13 protein-coding genes and 1 pseudogene are annotated in these 17,305 nt (G+C 63.4%); 8 read left to right on the forward strand and 6 right to left on the reverse strand.

The genetic code is table 11. The annotated features are described in order from the left end of the window. Window positions 1-64 precede the first annotated feature (64 nt). Entirely contained in the window at window positions 65-895 is an 831-nt protein-coding gene (locus tag AC0L2B_RS20795; protein WP_287175231.1) for a UDP-2,3-diacylglucosamine diphosphatase, read from the reverse strand. 119 nt (window positions 896-1,014) lie between these two features. On the opposite strand from AC0L2B_RS20795, the gene AC0L2B_RS20800 reads away from it, so the two are divergent. Continuing rightward, window positions 1,015-1,794: an SDR family oxidoreductase gene (locus AC0L2B_RS20800; protein ID WP_473746649.1), complete on the forward strand. Its 780-nt coding sequence runs from the start codon at window positions 1,015-1,017 to the stop codon at window positions 1,792-1,794. Window positions 1,795-2,298: 504 nt separating this feature from the next. On the opposite strand, the gene AC0L2B_RS20805 is transcribed toward AC0L2B_RS20800, so the two are convergent. Next, window positions 2,299-3,267, reverse strand: a complete 969-nt coding sequence (locus AC0L2B_RS20805; protein WP_473508538.1) for an MBL fold metallo-hydrolase — start codon at window positions 3,265-3,267, stop codon at window positions 2,299-2,301. Window positions 3,268-3,405: 138 nt separating this feature from the next. On the opposite strand from AC0L2B_RS20805, the gene AC0L2B_RS20810 reads away from it, so the two are divergent. Next, window positions 3,406-4,353 carry a LysR family transcriptional regulator gene (locus AC0L2B_RS20810; RefSeq protein WP_473746650.1) on the forward strand — a complete coding sequence of 316 codons (948 nt, stop codon included), beginning with the start codon at window positions 3,406-3,408 and terminating at the stop codon, window positions 4,351-4,353. Between the two features lie 193 nt (window positions 4,354-4,546). Here AC0L2B_RS20810 and AC0L2B_RS20815 read toward each other — a convergent pair whose 3' ends face one another. Continuing rightward, window positions 4,547-5,620, reverse strand: a complete 1,074-nt coding sequence (locus AC0L2B_RS20815) for an alpha/beta fold hydrolase (RefSeq protein WP_473746651.1) — start codon at window positions 5,618-5,620, stop codon at window positions 4,547-4,549. A 147-nt stretch (window positions 5,621-5,767) separates the two neighbouring features. Here AC0L2B_RS20815 and AC0L2B_RS20820 point away from each other — a divergent pair, with 147 nt between their 5' ends. The 6 genes and pseudogenes from AC0L2B_RS20820 to AC0L2B_RS20845 all read left to right on the forward strand — a co-directional run bounded on the left by AC0L2B_RS20820 (window position 5,768) and on the right by AC0L2B_RS20845 (window position 11,719). Further along, entirely contained in the window at window positions 5,768-6,601 is an 834-nt protein-coding gene (locus AC0L2B_RS20820) for a LysR family transcriptional regulator (protein WP_473746652.1), read from the forward strand. 128 nt (window positions 6,602-6,729) lie between these two features. Continuing rightward, window positions 6,730-6,923 (forward strand): annotated as a pseudogene (locus AC0L2B_RS20825) (hypothetical protein); the annotation flags it as partial. 73 nt (window positions 6,924-6,996) lie between these two features. Then, window positions 6,997-7,215: an AbrB/MazE/SpoVT family DNA-binding domain-containing protein gene (locus AC0L2B_RS20830; protein ID WP_268929459.1), complete on the forward strand. Its 219-nt coding sequence runs from the start codon at window positions 6,997-6,999 to the stop codon at window positions 7,213-7,215. Beyond that, window positions 7,215-7,589, forward strand: coding sequence for a PIN domain-containing protein (locus tag AC0L2B_RS20835; protein WP_473746653.1), 375 nt, complete (start codon window positions 7,215-7,217; stop codon window positions 7,587-7,589). The genes AC0L2B_RS20830 and AC0L2B_RS20835 overlap by 1 nt, the downstream gene beginning before the upstream one ends. Before the next feature lie 364 nt (window positions 7,590-7,953). Beyond that, the gene (locus AC0L2B_RS20840) at window positions 7,954-10,278 is read left to right on the forward strand and encodes an NADP-dependent malic enzyme (protein ID WP_077383986.1); all 2,325 of its coding nucleotides are present in this window, start codon (window positions 7,954-7,956) and stop codon (window positions 10,276-10,278) included. 310 nt (window positions 10,279-10,588) lie between these two features. After that, a complete protein-coding gene (locus AC0L2B_RS20845) occupies window positions 10,589-11,719 on the forward strand; it encodes a DUF2865 domain-containing protein (protein WP_473746654.1) in 1,131 nt (376 codons plus the stop codon). On the opposite strand, the gene gltX is transcribed toward AC0L2B_RS20845, so the two are convergent. The 3 genes from gltX to AC0L2B_RS20860 form a co-directional block, all read right to left on the reverse strand. Then, complete coding sequence (gene gltX, locus AC0L2B_RS20850; protein WP_473746655.1) at window positions 11,637-13,010, reverse strand: glutamate--tRNA ligase; 1,374 nt, start codon at window positions 13,008-13,010, stop codon at window positions 11,637-11,639. The genes AC0L2B_RS20845 and gltX overlap by 83 nt on opposite strands. 297 nt (window positions 13,011-13,307) lie before the next feature. Beyond that, complete coding sequence (locus tag AC0L2B_RS20855; RefSeq protein ID WP_473746656.1) at window positions 13,308-15,113, reverse strand: ABC transporter ATP-binding protein; 1,806 nt, start codon at window positions 15,111-15,113, stop codon at window positions 13,308-13,310. A 420-nt stretch (window positions 15,114-15,533) separates the two neighbouring features. Continuing rightward, window positions 15,534-17,279: an NAD+ synthase gene (locus AC0L2B_RS20860; RefSeq protein WP_473746657.1), complete on the reverse strand. Its 1,746-nt coding sequence runs from the start codon at window positions 17,277-17,279 to the stop codon at window positions 15,534-15,536. Window positions 17,280-17,305 lie beyond the last annotated feature (26 nt).

Here is a 17,305-nt window from a genome sequence, read left to right on the forward strand (position 1 = left end):
ACGCACGCCGATCCCATAACATGGCGAAAAAAGCGATGAAACCGCTGCGCTAAAGCGCGTCGCGTCAGGCAGCCTGGACTGCCCTGCCCTTGATGGCGACGATGTCGATCGGCACCAGCACTTCGCTGCCGACCGGAGCCTCCGGCAGGACATGCGCCCAGTGCAGGATCTCCATCTGGCCGTCGAAATGCTCGACCACCGCGGTGCAGCTCTCCACCCAGTCGCCGGTGTTGATGTATTGCACGTCCTCATAATTTTCGATCGCGGCATGGTGGATGTGGCCGCAGATCACGCCGTCGACATGCGAGCGGCGCGCTTCCTCGGTCAGCATGGTCTGGAACGAGCCGATGAAATTCACCGCCTTCTTGACGTTGACCTTGGCCCAGGACGAAAACGACCAGTAAGGCAGGCCAAGCAGCTGGCGAAGTCGCGTGACCACGCGGTTGACCAGCATTGCCGCGTCATAGGCGTAGTCGCCGAGATAGGCCAGCCAGCGCGCATTGTGGACGACGGTGTCGAACTGGTCGCCATGGATGACAAGAAAGCGTTTGCCGTTGGCGGTCTCGTGGACGACGCGGTCGGCGACGACGATGCCGCCGAAATGCACGCCCTGGAATTGGCGCGCGAATTCGTCGTGATTGCCGGCGATGTAGGTGATGCTGGCGCCCTTGCGCGCCTTGCGCAGCAATTTCTGGACGACGTCATTGTGGCTTTGCGGCCAGTGCCAGTTCCGTCTCAGCCGCCAGCCGTCGACGATGTCGCCGACGAGATAGATGATATCGGCGTCGTGATGGCGCAGGAAATCGATCAGGAACTCGGCCTTCGCCGCCTTCGATCCGAGATGGACGTCGGAGATGAACATGCTGCGGAATGTGCGGGGCTCTGCGCCAGGCATTGGATTATCACCGTTGCTTCCGAACAGGCTATGCCTCGATTCATGCAACAACCGTATGACGGTTGCGATTGGTCCAGCCCCAAGAGTAGGTTGCGACCCAAATCAGAGGAGAAATCGCCATGGATCTCGGTATTCGCGGAAAAAAGGCCATCGTCTGTGCTTCGAGCAAGGGTCTTGGGCGCGGTTGCGCCAAAGCGCTGGCCGAAGCCGGCTGCGACCTCGTCGTCAACGGGCGCAACGCCGACCAACTGGCCAAGACCGCCGCCGAACTGCGCGAAAGATTTGGCGTTGAGGTGACCGAGATCGTCGGCGACGTATCGAAGCTCGAGGTGCAGAACGCGCTGCTTGCCGCCTGTCCCGATCCCGATATCCTCGTCAACAACAATGGCGGACCGCCGCTTCGCGATTTCCGCGAGCTTGACCGCGAAAAGATCCTCGAAGGCGTCACCCAGAACATGGTGACCCCGGTCGAGCTGGTTCAGGCTGTGATCGACGGCATGGCCGAGCGCGGCTTCGGCCGCATCGTCAACATCACCTCGCTGTCGGTCTATGTTCCCATTCCCGGCCTCGATCTGTCGTCCGGCGCGCGCGCCGGCTTGACTTCGTTCCTGGCCGGCGTCGCGCGGACGGTGATCGACCGCAACGTAACGATCAACAACATGCTGCCGGGCAAGCTCGACACCGACCGGCTGCGTCCCGCGCACGAAGCCGGCACACCGGAAGATCCGGCTGCCGCCGCCGCACGCAAGGCCCAGGCAGCAGCCAACGTTCCGGCCAAGCGGCTCGGCACGCCGGAGGAATTCGGCCAGATCTGCGCCTTCCTGTGCTCGGTTCATGCCGGCTACCTGACCGGGCAGAACATACCGGTCGATGGCGGCCTCTACGTCAGCGCGTTTTAGCGCCTAACGCTTGGTACCCGCTGGGGACGCCGGGAGACGATCCATCTCGGCCGTTCTTGTCAGGAAGTGACGGCTCTGAAAGCAGGCCTTGCAGGTGGCCGTCGTCATGGATCATATCTGTCGCAGAAGTCGGGTGCAGAACTGAATTTCGCGACAGATCATAATTGGCAGCCGAGGCAGATCGCGCCTTTCGCCACGATACCGATGCGACCTCGTGAAGATCAACATCGGAAGCTTGCTCGTCGGTCCGCAGATACGGGCGTGCGATCGTGGTGCACCTGAAAAGTGGTCGGCCGGTTCAGTTTGAGCTGATGGCTGACGCACGGTCGATGGCGACGTCGCGGTTTCACGCAGCGCGAGGGAGGTGAGCAGGCTTCTGCCGTGCCAGACCATAAGGAGCCGATTTATCGTCCGAAGTCTCAAAGACATCGGCTGCGCTGGCGAGGGGCCGGGTGTGGTGTTGAGCAGCGGGGCTATGATGGCCCCTTACCGCGCCGGCCGCCGCTACAGTGCATAGGGCCATTCGTCCGGCACGAAGCGATAGGCGTCGCCATCGCGCGCCACATGGCCGATGCCGGGGAATGGCAAATGCATGCCGGCGATCAGCATCCGGTCAGCAGCGACCCGGTCGAGCGTCCGCTTGCGCGTTTCGGCAGCCAGCTTGGAATCGACATCGAAGGCGATGCTCCAATCCGGGCGCGCGAACTGGTAGGTCGCCATGTGCACGACATCGCCCCAGATGAACAGCGCCTCGCCGTCCGATTCCACGATGAAGCCGGCATGGCCCGGAGTGTGGCCGGGCAGCGGCACGGTGCGGATCGCGCCGACCGCCTCGCCCTCGCCACCCACCTGCCGCACGCGGTTCGCATAGGCGGCGGCGGCCTGGCGGGCGCCGATGAAGAACGGCCTTGCCCCATCCGGCGCCTGGTTCATGTTTGCGTCGTCATGCCAGAAGGCGTAATCGGCGGCGGTGACGACGAGCTCGGCATTGGGAAACAGCGCCTGGCCGGCGGGAGTCAGAACGCCGTTGATATGGTCGGGATGCATGTGGGTAATCAGCAATGTATCGATCTGGTCCGGAGAGACGCCGACCGCCTCGATAGCGGCCGGAAGTCGGCCGAGTGACGGGCCCATGCTGTCCGACGTACCGGCGTCGACGAGCACCAGACGATCGCCCAGATTGATGAGATAGGCATTGACCGGTGCGCGGCGCGGTCCGGGCTTCTGGAAGCTGGCCTCAGCCAGCCGCTCCGCATCGGCCTCAGCGAGTCCGATGACCAGCTCGGAACCAAGGTCGATATAGCCATCTAGTAGCGCCGTAACCTGGACCGATCCCACGTTGCGGCGCAGCGCGCCAAGCGTTGCGGCGTCGACCAGCGGCGCGCGGGCCACCGCCGGAACGGAGACGTTGGCTAGGAGAGTGCCGCCGGTTAGGCCGGCACCGGCGAGAAAATGACGGCGGGAAAGCGGCATTGCATCGTCTCCAGTTTGGGATCTAGAGCTCCAGGCGGAGCAAGGCGGGTCTATGCCATAGGCTCAGCTTTTTGAACTTGCCAATTCTTTATATGTCTTATTACTCTTGTTTATTAATCACGACAGAGAGTTGCCATCATGGACCGCTTGACCGAGCTGACCAGCTTCGTACGCACCTGCGATACCGCCAGCTTCTCGGCAGCAGCGCGCGAGTTGGGCTTGAGCCAACCGGCCGTCAGCCAGCAGATCCGTGCACTAGAAACGCGTCTAGGCGTCCGGCTCTTTGACCGTACGACCCGCCATGTTTCGCCGACGGAAGCCGGCCGGCGTTATCTGGAGCGCGCCCGCGACATCATTGAGCGCATCGAGGAGGCGGACCGCAGCGTCGGCTGCCTCGAATCGAAGATGTGCGGACGTCTTGCCGTCGGCGCGCCGGCCAGCTTCGGCGCCGGCGTGCTTGGCAGCTATCTGATCGAGTTCAAGCACGCCTATCCGGAACTGTTGCTCGACGTGGCGCTGACCGACAGTTTCGTCGATGTGATCGCAGAGGGGCTCGACGTGGCGATCCGTATGGGGACCATCGATGACGACCGGCTGATCGTGCGCAAGCTCGGGGTGATCGGGCGCTGCCTTGCGGCAACGCCAGAGTATCTCGACCGCAGGGGCCGGCCGCGACGCCCGGAAGATCTCGCCGACCATGATTATCTGCTTTACGCCCACATCAGGAAGCGCGATGTCGTGCCGCTCACCGGCCCGGGCGGCGAAAAGGCCGAGGTGCGAATTCGGCCGGCCATGCGCTCCGACAATTCGTTGCTCAATCATCAAGCGTTGCTGTCCGGCGTCGGCATCGGCCTCGGGCACAGGATGACACTCCATCCGCTCATCGCCGAAGGCTTGCTCGAACATGTGCTGCCGGACTGGCACTATGCGCCGCACCATGTGCATGCGGTCTATCCATCGAATCGCTTCATTCCGTTGAAGGTTAGGCGGTTCGTTGCCGGCTTCGCCGATCACTTCGCCGCGATGGGTGCGTTCATCGATGACAAAAAAGCATGTACATCCAAGGAAACGGCGCCGGCCCAGTGAAGTCTGACGTTTGTACGCGCAGGGAAATGGCGGAGACGGGGGAGTCGAGATGTGGCGCGGCGGAGATAGGCGTAGCCCCGCAACCGCGCAGTGGGTAGCTGTCGGGTGGACGGTAGCCGCAAAGCCTGGAGGCGGTCGACCTGACACCGTTGCGGCTGCTGCTCCCGCAGGACACATGAACTGCCCTTCATGGTCATTCCTGCTGCCGATCGAGAAACCGCTTCACGGCGCCGAGGAACACACCGCGCCCTGCGGCCTCGCGGTCGAGATGCACGAAGTGGGTAGCGTCCGGGATGTTCAGGCGTTCCGCTTTTGGTGCTTCGTCCACAATTGCCTTCGCATCCTCCGGTCGGCTCCAGAAATCCCGTCCGGAACGGATGACGAGCACCGGCATGGTGAGCGCCGCCGCCGACCATTGCCGGCGATCGAACGCGAGTTCGAAGCTGTCGGCCATGGCGCCGCTCGGTGACCGGAAACTCGGCGGCTGGCGCGTCGACACCGTCTCGTCGGAGGCGAGTGCCGCATCACCATAGGCCGCGGCCACCGCGGGATCGCGCCACTGAGCCTTGTCCGCGGCCGGGACGCTGTCGTCCCAGGCGGTGAACAGGCTCGGACGTGTATTCAGCCGATAACCGCCGAACGCATGGACATTGAACGTCCCGGGCCGATCCGGATTTTCGAGCGGCGAGCCGGTGCCAAGAGTGGGGTGCTGGTCTGAGCCTCCATACAGGGTGTTGTAGAGGATGAGCCGATCAACCGTCTGCGGAAAGCGGCTGGCATAGGCGCCGGCCCAATGCCCGCCGGTGGCCCAGCCGACGAGGCTGATCCTCGAAACGTCGCTCCATCTCGCGATGCCGTCGACCGCTGCGGAAATATCCGCCACGACGTCTTCGGTGCGCATCAGGGGAGCGGACTTGTCCGGCGGCCTGTCCATGGCCGCAGGACGGCTCGATGCGCCGTAGCCGCGAAGATCCAGGATATAGACAAGGTGCCCGTCCGCCGCGAGGTCGGCGGCAAGCGATCCGCCCGCAACAGGCAGATCGAAGGACGCGACGCCGGGCACGCGTGCGCCATGGATGAGGAGGACGGCGGACTTGGGTTCGGACGCTGCGCCAGGACGGCGCACCTCCCGGACGAAGAGGCGCTCGCCCGTCGGCAGTTCGACGAACCTGTCGGCCCTGACGAGATCCGGCTCGCCTGCCGGGACTGGAGCCGCAGCCATCATGGCTGCGGCGAGCACAAGGGGAAAGGCGGTGAAATGGGACATGATGATATCTCCGATCGCAATCGCGTTTCGCAAAGACTGCCAGCTATTCGATATCTTATCGATGACGTATTTGAGCGCGTTTGATATCGTCAAGATATGGAACTTCGGCACTTGCGACATTTCCTCGCCGTTGCGGAGGAATTGCATATGGGGCGTGCCGCACTGCGGCTGGCCATGGCGCAGCCTCCGCTTAGTCAATCGATCGGTCGCCTGGAGAAAGAACTCGGCGTCAAGCTGTTCGAGCGGGCCAACCGCCGCCTGACCCTGACGCGCGCCGGCGCGGCCTTCGTGGAGGAGGCGCGGGCATCGGTACTGCACGCCGATGCGGCGCTTCACGTCGCCCGCGCAGCGCATGACGGCGAAGCTGGCGAGATCAGGATCGGCTTCGTGTCGGCGGCTCTGTACGAACATCTGCCGCATCTCCTATCCCGGCTTCGCGAGACATATCCGGACATCCATCCAAAGCTCATCGAGGTGTCCACCAATGAGCAGATTGCGGCGCTGTCGCGGAATGAGATCGACATCGGTTTCGTGCATCCACCGCTCGGTACTGACGAACGTCTCGACATCCATGGCTATCCTGCTGAAGATCTTATCGCGGTTCTGCCTGATGACCGGCACACGCACGGGGTGACGCTGACGGACATCGCCCGCCGCGGGCTCATCATGTTTCCGGCTGTACAAGGCCCGGCACTCCACGCCCGCATCATGGACACGTTCACCAGGGCTGGTCTCGAGGTGCGGATCGTCCAGGAGGCAACGCGGGCACTGACCATGCTCTCGCTCGTAGCGGCCAGCTTTGGAGCGGCGCTGCTGCCACGATCGACCCAGCGCCTTGTGTTTCAGGGCGTCCGCTATGCAGCGATCGCAGACGTATCGCTGCCCGCCTGGCCACTTGCCGTGATCGCGAAACGGCGGCCACGGCCGGCGATTGTCGATAGCGTCTGGAAACTGCTTGAGGCTCGTTCAGACGTGAGTTGACCGCCCGCGACTGGACACGCCCGGCGGCGCGACGCGCTCGATGACATCCGCGCCGGCCGCGACAAGGCAGGTTAGGATTTCAGCGCAATAATCTGACATGGTATGGTTTTCCACGATCCTTCCCCCTAATGGCCGTTGCGTCATTTGGCATCGTAAAAAACCTGCGCTGCATGCTAAACCTCGACAAAGCCGCACTTTATTTCCACAAGCATCCACGCCCTGGAAAGCTTGAAATCCAGGCGACAAAGCCGCTCGGCAACCAGCGGACCTGGCGCTCGCCTATTCGCCCGGCGTGGCGGTGCCCTGTCTCGAAATCCGAGACTAGACGGCTGCCGTAAGCTCCTTGCATTGGCCCTCATTGCGTCTTACGTTTGGCGCATCGATCAAGCGAGGGTATGATAATGCCGGAGACTGCAACCCTGTCCTCGAAGTTCCAGATATCGATCCCAAAGGCGATCCGGACCGCCCAGCATTGGGAAGCGGGTTTGACCTTGGCCTTCATCCCGAAGGGAACGGGCGTGCTACTCGTCCCTGTGCCGAAGCGGGAAGCGCTGAAGGGGCTGGCGAAGGGCGCTTCGGCGACGGAATATCGCGACCGGTCGGACCGTTTCTGATGGTGCTCGTCGATACCTCGGCTTGGATCGAATGGCTGATAGACTCTCCGACTGGAGAGCAGGTGGCAGAGCATCTGCCCGAGCGAGCCGACTGGCTCGTTCCGACCATTGTGCAGTTGGAACTCGCAAAATGGCTCACTCGCGAAGTAGGCGAAGACAAAGCCGATCAGACCATCGCCTTTACGCAGGTCTGTACGGTGGTCCCGCTTGACATGGAAATCGCGCTAGCGGCCGCCGAAGCCTGCCGGAAGCACAAATTGGCGACCGCAGATGCGATCATTTTCGCGACCGCTCGGGCCCATGACGCGACGCTCCTGACTTGCGACAAGCATTTCCAGAGCCTGCCAGTCGTCACCCTCATCGAAAAGATCTAGCGCTGACCTTGTTGGGCCGGGGTGATGTCGGCTCCGGCAGTTCACGACCGAGGGCGTGTGAAAACTCGGCACGTCGGTCAAGACGTAGAATTTTCTCCTTTGCCCAAGCGAACAGAAGCGCGCTCGTATTCGATGCGGCTCGCGCGTGAAGGTCGTTTTCCACCCATTGCAGACATTCAAACTGGGATGTCGGCGTAGCTCGTCACAGCACCCCGCCCGTCATCCCAACATTCAATGGCAGACCACACAGGCCGGACCGGCGATGCGAAGCCAAAGGCCGCACTTTGCGACATATCACCTCTCGAAAAGCCTCGGCTGCATGCTAAGAGACTCAAAACAGCAAACGGACTGAGGAGCGGCCGGCATGCAAGGCGAAAACAAAAAAGCAGCCCGGTCGGACCTCGACGAAGCCGCACTTTATTTCCACAAGCATCCACGCCCTGGAAAGCTTGAAATCCAGGCGACAAAACCGCTCGGCAACCAGCGCGATCTGGCGCTTGCCTATTCGCCGGGCGTCGCGGCGCCCTGTCTGGAAATCCGCGACAATCCGGCAGCCGCCGCCGACTACACGGCGCGCGCCAATCTGGTTGGTGTCGTCTCCAACGGTACGGCGGTGCTCGGCTTGGGCAATATCGGCCCGCTGGCCTCCAAGCCGGTGATGGAAGGCAAGGCGGTGCTGTTCAAGAAATTCGCCGGCATCGACGTCTTCGACATCGAGATCGACGCGCCTGACATCGAGCGGATGGTCGAGACGATCTCGGCGCTGGAGCCGACCTTCGGCGGCATCAACCTCGAGGACATCAAGGCGCCCGAATGTTTTGAGGTCGAGGAACGGCTGAAGGCGCGCATGGCTATACCGGTCTTCCACGACGACCAGCACGGCACCGCGATCATCGTCGCCGCCGCCGTGCTCAACGGGCTGGAATTTGCCGGCAAGACGATCTCCGACATCAAGATCGTCACCTCTGGCGCCGGGGCAGCGGCCCTCGCCTGCCTCAACTTGCTGGTTTTGCTCGGCGCGCGCATCGAAAACATCTGGGTCACCGACCGTTTCGGCGTCGCCTACAAGGGCCGCGTCGACGAAATGGACCGCTGGAAGGACCCCTATGTGAAGGACACCGAGGCGCGCACGCTGGCCGATGTGCTACCGGGCGCCGACGTGTTCCTGGGCCTTTCGGCCGCCGGCGTGCTGAAACCGGAATTGCTCCAGCACATGGCGCCAAAACCGCTGATCCTGGCCTTGGCCAACCCCAACCCCGAGATCATGCCGGAAGCGGCACGGGCGGCGCGACCCGACGCGATGATCTGCACCGGCCGTTCCGATTTTCCCAACCAGGTCAACAACGTACTCTGCTTTCCTTACATTTTCCGTGGCGCCCTGGACTGCGGCGCCAGCGCCATCAACGAAGAGATGAAGATGGCTGCGGTGCGGGCGATCGCAGCCCTTGCCCGCGAGGAACCGTCTGACGTCGCCGCCCGCGCCTATTCCGGCGAAACGCCGATCTTCGGGCCCGATTTCCTGATCCCCTCGCCGTTCGATCCCAGGCTGATCCTGCGCATCGCGCCGGCGGTGGCCAAGGCCGCCTGCGACACCGGCGTCGCGACACGGCCGATCACCGACTTTGCCGCTTATATCGACACGCTCAACCGCTTCGTCTTCCGCTCCGGCCTGGTCATGAAGCCGGTGTTCACGATGGCCAAGACGTCGAGCGCCAAGCGCGTCATCTATGCCGACGGCGAGGACGAGCGCGTGCTGCGCGCCGCCCAGGTGGTGCTGGAGGAAGGCATCGCCGAGCCGATCCTGATCGGCCGCCCGCATGTCATCGAAGTCAGGCTGAAACGCTACGGGCTGCGCATCAAGCCGGGCGTCGATTTCGGCCTGATCAATCCCGAGGACGATCCGCGTTATCGCCACTATGTCGACCTTTTGATCGAGCTCGCCGGCCGGCGTGGCGTCACGACGGAGGCCGCGCGCACCATGGTGCGCACCGACAACACGGTGATCGCCGCACTTGCCCTCAAGCGTGGCGACGCCGACGCCATGGTCTGCGGCCTGGAAGGACGGTTCGAGCGGCATTTGCGCAATGTCACCCTGATCATCGGCCCGCGCGCCGGCATCAAGGATCACGACCTGTCGACGCTTTCGATGCTGATCTCGCAGCGCGGGATCATTTTCCTCACCGACACCCATGTCACCGTCGATCCGACCGCCGAGGAGATCGCCGAGATGACGGTGCTGGCGGCCGAAGAAATCCAGCGCTTCGGCATCGAGCCCAAGGCCGCCCTGCTGTCGCATTCGGATTTCGGCTCGCGTGATTCGCCAAGTGCGCTCAAGATGCGGCAGGCAGCGGCGATCCTGGCGCGCATCGCGCCGGACCTGCAATGCGACGGCGAGATGCATGCCGACTCGGCTCTGTCGGAGCCGCTGCGCCAGCGGGTCTATCCGCATTCGCGGCTGAAGGGCGAAGCCAATCTGCTGGTCTTCCCCAATCTCGATTCGGCCAACATCACGCTCACTGCGCTGCGCGCGATGATGGACGCGCTGCATGTCGGCCCGATCCTGCTCGGCACCGACAGGCCGGCGCATATATTGACGCCGTCGGTGACGTCACGCGGCGTCGTCAACATGACGGCGCTCGCGGTAGTCGAAGCGGCCCACAAGGCGCAGGCGGTCGTAAGTTTGGGATAAGGCAATCGCTTCAGGTCTGCGCTGCCCCTCATTGCCCTGCCGGGCATTTCTCCCCGTATAGTGACGGGGAGAAAGACGCCTTCGCAAACGATTTCGCCAATCTCCAGCGTTGCAAAAAGTGTGCCGAGGTTGCGGCCAGCCCCTTCTCCCCGTCACATATACGGGGAGAAGATGCCGGCAGGCAGACGAGGGGCGGCGCCGACGTTGCATTGGTCACGCCCAACAAAACCCAATTTGACGGGCAAGCTAAATAAACAGTTAACCGCGGACGCGGTAACCTTCGCAACGGACGAGGCAAGCGGAGTTCCGTATGGGCGGAGGGTGGAAGCTGACGCGCGCCGCAGCACTGCTCGGTGCCCTGGCATTGTCAGGCTTTGCCGCCACCGAACTGCAGGCCGCCTCCGGTGTTTGCCGGCAGCTGGAAGCCGATCTCGCGGCCGCTTCGCGCGGTGGCGGCACCAAGCCAGCCCTGCTCAGGAAATATGACGATGCAATCGTGCGGCAGCGCCAGCAGATTTCAAAGGCCGTCAGCCAATCCAGCCGCGCCGGCTGCGGCTTTTCGCCGTCGCGCCGCAACGCCAACGCATGCGCCACACTCGACGCCACCATCGATCGCATGGCAGCCAATCTCGACGGCTTGCAAGCCACGCGCGCTGAACTCGCCGGCGACGGCTCGCACCGCAATCGCGCACGCATACTGGCTTCGCTCGACGCCAATGGCTGCCGCGCCGATGCGGCGCCGCCAAAGCCGGCACCGGGCCGCGACGCCAGCCGTGGAACCGGCGAGAAAAACTTGCTCGACCAGCTTTTGGGCAGCGACGCAATTGGACCCGGCGCGTCCGACCGGCCTGAAGAGCCCGATCAAGCCGTGGGTCCGCGCGACATCCGCACCATGCTCGCCGACGAAATGGGCCAGCCGCACGGCGAATTCCGCACCATGTGCGTGCGCACCTGCGACGGCTATTTCTTCCCGATGTCGAACGCCGCCTCGCTGGGCGATTTCGAGCGCGACCAGAAGAACTGCGATTCGAGTTGCCCCGGCACCGAGATGCAGGTGTTTTATGCGCGCGGCTTTGGCGACGACTCGGGCGGCATGACGTCTTCGGTAACCGGCAGGCTCTACAGCGAGCTGCCGACCGCCTATCTCTACAAGCAGCCCACGCGCCCGCCGGCCTGCGGCTGCAACGCCGCGCGAAATTTCGAGATCATTGCCGGCAACCCGCCAAGCCCGGAACCGGCTGACCCCGCCGACCCCGAGAGTTTGGCCAATGGCGAAGGCCGGCTCGATCGCGAAGCCATCGAGCGCCCCGCCGCGAAACCCTCGCCGACGATCTTGCCGCCGCCGGAACAGCGCAAGGTCAGGGTCGTCGGGCCAACGTTCCTTCCCGACCCAGCAGCGGCAACAGATCTGCAAGCTCCGGCCCCGAGGGCTGGCCCGTAAGCGCCAGCCTGAGCGGCGTGAACAGCGCTTTGCCCTTGCGGCCGGTTGCTTCCCTGATCCTGCCGGTCCACTCCTTCCAGACCGACCCGTTCCAGGGATCTTCCGGCAAAAGATCGAACGCCTGGCGAAGGAACTCGCGGTCGGGGTCGGAAAAGTCCGGCTGCTCCTGCGGGCCGTCGCGAAGTGTGCGCCACCAGATTGCGGCGTCGGCCAACCTGTCGAGATTGCCGCGAACCGCCAGCCAGAACGGCTCCGCCTGTTCGCCGGAAATGCCGAGCACGATCAGCCGGTCGCGCGCCTCGGAAAACGGCATGTGGTGCAGCAGCGTGCGATTGAGCACGAAGAGCTCGTCCGGATCGAATTTGGCCGGAGATTTCGATGTCGCCGCCGGATCGAAGCGCTCGGCAAGCTCAGCCATCGTCTGCACCGCGGCGACGTTTTCCGAGGTGCCGACGAGCACCGCCAGAGAGGCGACCGCCATCGGCTCGATGCCGGTCTCGCGCAGGCTTTCGATGGACAGCCCGCCGCTCCGCTTCGACAGGCCCTCGCCCGATGCGGTGGTCAACAGATTGTGGTGGCCGAACACCGGCGGCTCGGCACCCAGCGCCTGGAACAAGGCCAACTGCACGCCGGTATTGGTGACGTGGTCGTCGCCGCGGATGACATGGCTGATCCCCATCTCGATGTCGTCGACCACCGAAGGGAGAGTATAGAGATAGGTGCCGTCCTCGCGCATCAGAACCGGGTCGGAAAGCGAGGCTAGGTCGACGGTTTCCTCGCCGCGCACCAGATCGTTCCAGTGGATTTCGGTGCGCTCCGGCTGCAGCGGATCGCTGGTGAAATTAGGCAGCAGAAAGCGCCAATGCGGCCGGCGGCCGTCGGCCTGGTATTCGGCGACCTGCTCAGCCGTCAGCGTCAGCGCCTCGCGGCCGTAGACCGGCGGCAGGCCGCGCGTGCGGCGCACCTTTCGCCTGAGATCGAGCTCTTCCGGTGTTTCGTAGCAAGCATAGAGAAGGCGCGCCGCCTTCAATTTCTCCACCGCCGCATCGTAGAACTCGAAGCGCCGCGACTGGTATTCCGTGCCGTCGGGAAAGATGCCAAGCCAATGCAGGTCGTAGAGGATGGCGTCGGAGAATTCCTGCGTCGAGCGCGCGACGTCGGTGTCGTCGAAGCGCTGGATGAAGCGGCCCTTGTTGTTCATGGCGAACAGCCAGTTGAACAGCGCAGTGCGCGCATTGCCGATATGAATGCGGCCGGTGGGTGATGGGGCGAAACGGACGGTAACTGTCATGAATGGGGCGTACCGGATGGTTTTGCTGTTGACAAGACACGCCCCCGCGCTTGGCCGCAGACATAAGACATGACGAAGGCGATGAAAAGGCGGCAGCGCCGCGCGTTTTAGCGCATCGGCCCGAAAATCGGAACCGATTTGCGGAAAGCACGATGCGCAGATTCAAAGTTGTTAGAGCGTACTTTGTGCGTCCAAGGGGACGCACGTCGCTCTAATCGGCCCGAAAATCGGAACCGATTTGCGGAAAGCACGATGCGCAGATTCAAAGTTGTTGGACGCGCGCGGCGCTGCAAGTCGTCAGATCGCCAGCCCCTTGGTCAATTCGAGCGCCTGGCGCTCGAACAGCCGGCGGTAGATGCCGCCTTGCAGCCGGATCAGTTGATCATGCGAGCCCTCCTCGACAATGCGGCCGCGATCGAACACCAGGAGCCTGTCCAGCGCTCGCACCGTCGAAAGCCGGTGCGCGATGACCAGCGTCGTGCGGCCGACCATCAACCGCTCCATCGCCTGCTGGATCAGCACCTCCGATTCCGAATCGAGGCTCGACGTCGCCTCATCCAGAATGAGGATCCGCGCGTCGGCAAGGAAAGCCCGCGCGATCGCCACCCGCTGGCGCTCGCCGCCCGACAATTTCACGCCGCGCTCGCCGACCAGCGTGCCATAGCCTTTCGGCAGATCGACGATGAAGTCGTGCGCGCTTGCCAGCCGTGCGGCATGCTCGATCTCGGCCTGCGTCGCGCTCGGCCGGGCATAAGCGATGTTTTCGGCCAGCGACCGGTGGAACAGGATCGGCTCCTGCTGGACGATAGCGATCTGCCCGCGCAGCGACGCCTGCGCCACCCAGGAAATATCCTGGCCGTCGATCAGGATCGTTCCCGCGTTCACGTCGTAAAGCCGCTGGATCAGCTTGACGAAGGTCGTCTTGCCCGAACCCGAATGGCCGACCAGCCCGACGCGCTCGCCCGGCGCGATGTCCACCGAAAAGTCGCGATACAGCGGCAGTCGGTGGCTGCCATAATGGAAGGTGACGTTGTCGAAGCTGATGCGGCCGTCGGTGATGCGGATCGGCCTGGCGCCGGGCACATCCTCGATGCCGAGCGGCTCGAACTGGAAGTCGACCAGTTCCTCCATGTCGTTGATCGAGCGCTGCAGATTGCGGATATGCGTGCCGATATCGCGCAAATAGCCTTGCAGCACGAAGAACGAGGTCAGCACGAAGGTGACATCGCCGGCGCTCGCCTGCCCCCACGACCACAAAAGCAGCGAGAGACCGATCACCGCTGTTCGCAGAAGCAGCAGCATCGATCCTTGCGTGGTGCCGTTGATGGTGCCGCGCACCCATGTGCGGCGCGTGCGGGCGCGCCATCTGGCGACGACCTTGGCGAGGCGTGTTTCCTCGCGTTCCTCGGCGCCAAAGCCCTTGACCACGGCGTTGCAGCTCACCGCATCGGCCAGAGAGCCGCCAAGGCGCGTGTCCCATGCATTGGCAAGCCTTGCCGCGGGCGCGACATAGCCAAGCGACAGCAGCGCCGTCACCGCGATGAACAGCACCGAGCCTGCGGCGACGACAGCACCCATCAGCGGCCAGAACCAGCCGAGCAGCAGCGTCGAGCCGACGAGCATCACGACGGACGGCAGCAGCGCGATCAGGATCGTGTCGTTGAGCAGGTCGAGCGCCCACATGCCGCGGGTTATCTTGCGCACGGTCGATCCGGCGAAGCTGTTGGCGTGCCAGTCGGTGGAGAAACGCTGGACCCGGTGGAAGGCGTCGGCGGCGATATCCGCCATCATCTTCAGGGTCAATTCGACGATGGCCATGAAGGCGAGGTTGCGCAGCACGACACCGGTGAGCGCCAGCGCCACCAGCATCGAAAAGGCCGCCATCGCCGCGTCCCAGGCGACATCGTCGGCCGCAGCACTGCTGGCGACGGCGTCGACCAGCCGGCCGGAATAGAGCGGCGTCAGCACGTCGGCCAAGGTCGACAGCAGGAATGTGCCCATGATGAGCGAAAGCCGCCACGGCTGGCGCCGCCAATGACTGAGCGTGAAGCCAAGAACGCTGCGAAAGGCGCCGGCGCGCAAATCGATCTGAAAACGAGCCATGATGTCATTCGGGCGCAAACGAGCCCGGTCCCGGTAAGGTCGAAATTGAGAAAACCGCGTTGGGCGCGTGAGTGCCCGGGAATGCGGAAGGTTCGACATATTGGCGGCTCGCCCGAATACGGGCGGCGACCGGCATCGACGAATGCCTGCTGTCAGATTGCCTGGCCATGAAGGTGAAAACCTTCCGGCGCGCCCTCTGAGACCTAGGCTTCGCGGCCTCGCATAACGATGTCAAATCCTGGCATTCGGTCCTCCCGCAAGGGGATCGCGGAGACGCCTTTATAGAGACGCGTCAACGCCGCGCCAAGCCAGCAGGTTGCCGAAAGCGCATCTGGTCCAACTGGTGAGGCGATTTTGCAACAATCGCGGGTTGTGCACTTTCTCGCGGCAGCCATTTTCACAGCAGCAAAAAACGGCGATCTATCCGCCGTCCCTGAACCGGTTGGTGATGGGATAACGGCGGTCGCGGCCGAAATTCTTTTTGGTGATCTTCACGCCCGGCGCTGCCTGCCGGCGCTTGTATTCGGCGATGTAGAGCAGGTGCTCGATGCGCGTCACCGTTGCCCGGTCGTGGCCGCGGGCCACAATCTCGTCGACACCCATCTCGTTCTCGACCAGACACTCCAATATGTCGTCCAGCACCGGATAGGGCGGCAGCGAGTCCTGATCCGTCTGGTTCTCGCGCAGTTCCGCCGACGGCGCCTTGTCGATGATGTTATTCGGGATCACCTCGCCGGAAGGGCCCAGCGCACCCGGCGGCACATGCGTATTGCGCCAGCGCGCCAGCGCATAGACCTGCATCTTGTAGAGGTCTTTTATCGGGTTGAAGCCGCCATTCATGTCGCCGTAGAGCGTGGCGTAGCCGACCGACATCTCGCTCTTGTTGCCGGTGGTGACCACCATCGAGCCGAACTTGTTGGAGATCGCCATCAAAATGGTGCCGCGCGCGCGGCTCTGCAGGTTTTCCTCGGTGATGCCTTGCTTGGTGCCCTCGAAAAGCTGCGTCAGCGTATGCAGGAATCCGTCGACCGGCTCGAAGATTGGCACGATGTCGTAACGGCAGCCGAGCGCGCGGGCGCAATCCTCGGCGTCTTTGAGCGAGTCCTTAGAAGTGTAGCGGTAGGGCATCATCACGGCGCGCAGCCGCTCCTCGCCGAGCGCATCGACGGCAAGTGCGGCGCAGATCGCCGAATCGATGCCGCCGGAAAGCCCGAGCACGACATTCCTGAAACCGTTCTTGTTGACGTAGTCGCGCAGGCCCAGCATGCAGGCGCGGTAATCGGCCTCCTCCTTTTCCGGGATTTTTGACATCGGTCCTTCGGAGCAGACCCAGCCATCAGGACCATTTCCAAGTTGCGCGCCTGCCGCAGCGTTATTTCTATTTTGCGCGCCTGCGGCGGCGCGGTTGCGCTTCCAGGTGGTGACGTTGACCGTTTCCTCGAACTGGCTCATCTGGAAGGCCAGCGTCTTGTCGGAACCTATGGCAAACGACGCGCCGTCGAAGATCAGCTCGTCCTGGCCGCCAAGCTGGTTGGCATAGATGATCGGCAATCCGCATTCGATGACCTGGCGGATGACAATCTGGTGGCGAACATCGACCTTGCCGCGATAATAGGGCGAGCCGTTCGGTACCAGCAGGATTTCAGCACCGCTTTCGGCCAGCGTCTCGCAGACGCCGACATCGCCCCAAATATCTTCGCAGATCGGAATCCCCAGGCGCACGCCGCGGAAATTGACCGGCCCCTGGATTTCAGGGCCGGGCTGGAAGACGCGCTTCTCGTCGAATTCGCCGTAGTTCGGCAGATCGAGCTTGTAGCGCTCGGCAAGGATCTTGCCGCCATCGGCAAAGATGATCGAATTGTGCGTGCCGCTCTTGCGCTTCAGCGGCGTGCCGATGATGACGCCCGGCCCGCCATCGGCAGTGTCGCCAGCGAAATCCTGCGCCGCCCGCTCGCAGGCCTTCAGGAACGCCGGTTTCAGCACCAGGTCTTCGGGCGGATACCCGGCAAGGAAAAGCTCGGTGAACAGCACGATGTCGGCGCCCTGGCGAGCCGCATCCGCCCTCGCCTCGCGCGCCTTGGCGAGATTGCCGGCGACATCGCCAACCGTTGGATTGAGCTGGGCGACGGCGATGCGCAATATGTCGGAAGCGGTCTTGTCGGTCATGCCTGCTGACTTAGCGCGACAGAATT

Source organism: Mesorhizobium sp. WSM4815 (assembly GCF_055811575.1).

What these genes read in the sequence shown, in the direction of transcription:
- AC0L2B_RS20795 (WP_287175231.1), bottom strand. Translation starts at nt 895, where the DNA reads ATGCCTGGCGCAGAGCCCCGCACATTCCGCAGCATGTTCATCTCCGAC.
- AC0L2B_RS20800 (WP_473746649.1), top strand. Translation starts at nt 1,015, where the DNA reads ATGGATCTCGGTATTCGCGGAAAAAAGGCCATCGTCTGTGCTTCGAGC.
- AC0L2B_RS20805 (WP_473508538.1), bottom strand. Translation starts at nt 3,267, where the DNA reads ATGCCGCTTTCCCGCCGTCATTTTCTCGCCGGTGCCGGCCTAACCGGC.
- AC0L2B_RS20810 (WP_473746650.1), top strand. Translation starts at nt 3,406, where the DNA reads ATGGACCGCTTGACCGAGCTGACCAGCTTCGTACGCACCTGCGATACC.
- AC0L2B_RS20815 (WP_473746651.1), bottom strand. Translation starts at nt 5,620, where the DNA reads ATGTCCCATTTCACCGCCTTTCCCCTTGTGCTCGCCGCAGCCATGATG.
- AC0L2B_RS20820 (WP_473746652.1), top strand. Translation starts at nt 5,768, where the DNA reads ATGGGGCGTGCCGCACTGCGGCTGGCCATGGCGCAGCCTCCGCTTAGT.
- AC0L2B_RS20830 (WP_268929459.1), top strand. Translation starts at nt 6,997, where the DNA reads ATGATAATGCCGGAGACTGCAACCCTGTCCTCGAAGTTCCAGATATCG.
- AC0L2B_RS20835 (WP_473746653.1), top strand. Translation starts at nt 7,215, where the DNA reads ATGGTGCTCGTCGATACCTCGGCTTGGATCGAATGGCTGATAGACTCT.
- AC0L2B_RS20840 (WP_077383986.1), top strand. Translation starts at nt 7,954, where the DNA reads ATGCAAGGCGAAAACAAAAAAGCAGCCCGGTCGGACCTCGACGAAGCC.
- AC0L2B_RS20845 (WP_473746654.1), top strand. Translation starts at nt 10,589, where the DNA reads ATGGGCGGAGGGTGGAAGCTGACGCGCGCCGCAGCACTGCTCGGTGCC.
- gltX (WP_473746655.1), bottom strand. Translation starts at nt 13,010, where the DNA reads ATGACAGTTACCGTCCGTTTCGCCCCATCACCCACCGGCCGCATTCAT.
- AC0L2B_RS20855 (WP_473746656.1), bottom strand. Translation starts at nt 15,113, where the DNA reads ATGGCTCGTTTTCAGATCGATTTGCGCGCCGGCGCCTTTCGCAGCGTT.
- AC0L2B_RS20860 (WP_473746657.1), bottom strand. Translation starts at nt 17,279, where the DNA reads ATGACCGACAAGACCGCTTCCGACATATTGCGCATCGCCGTCGCCCAG.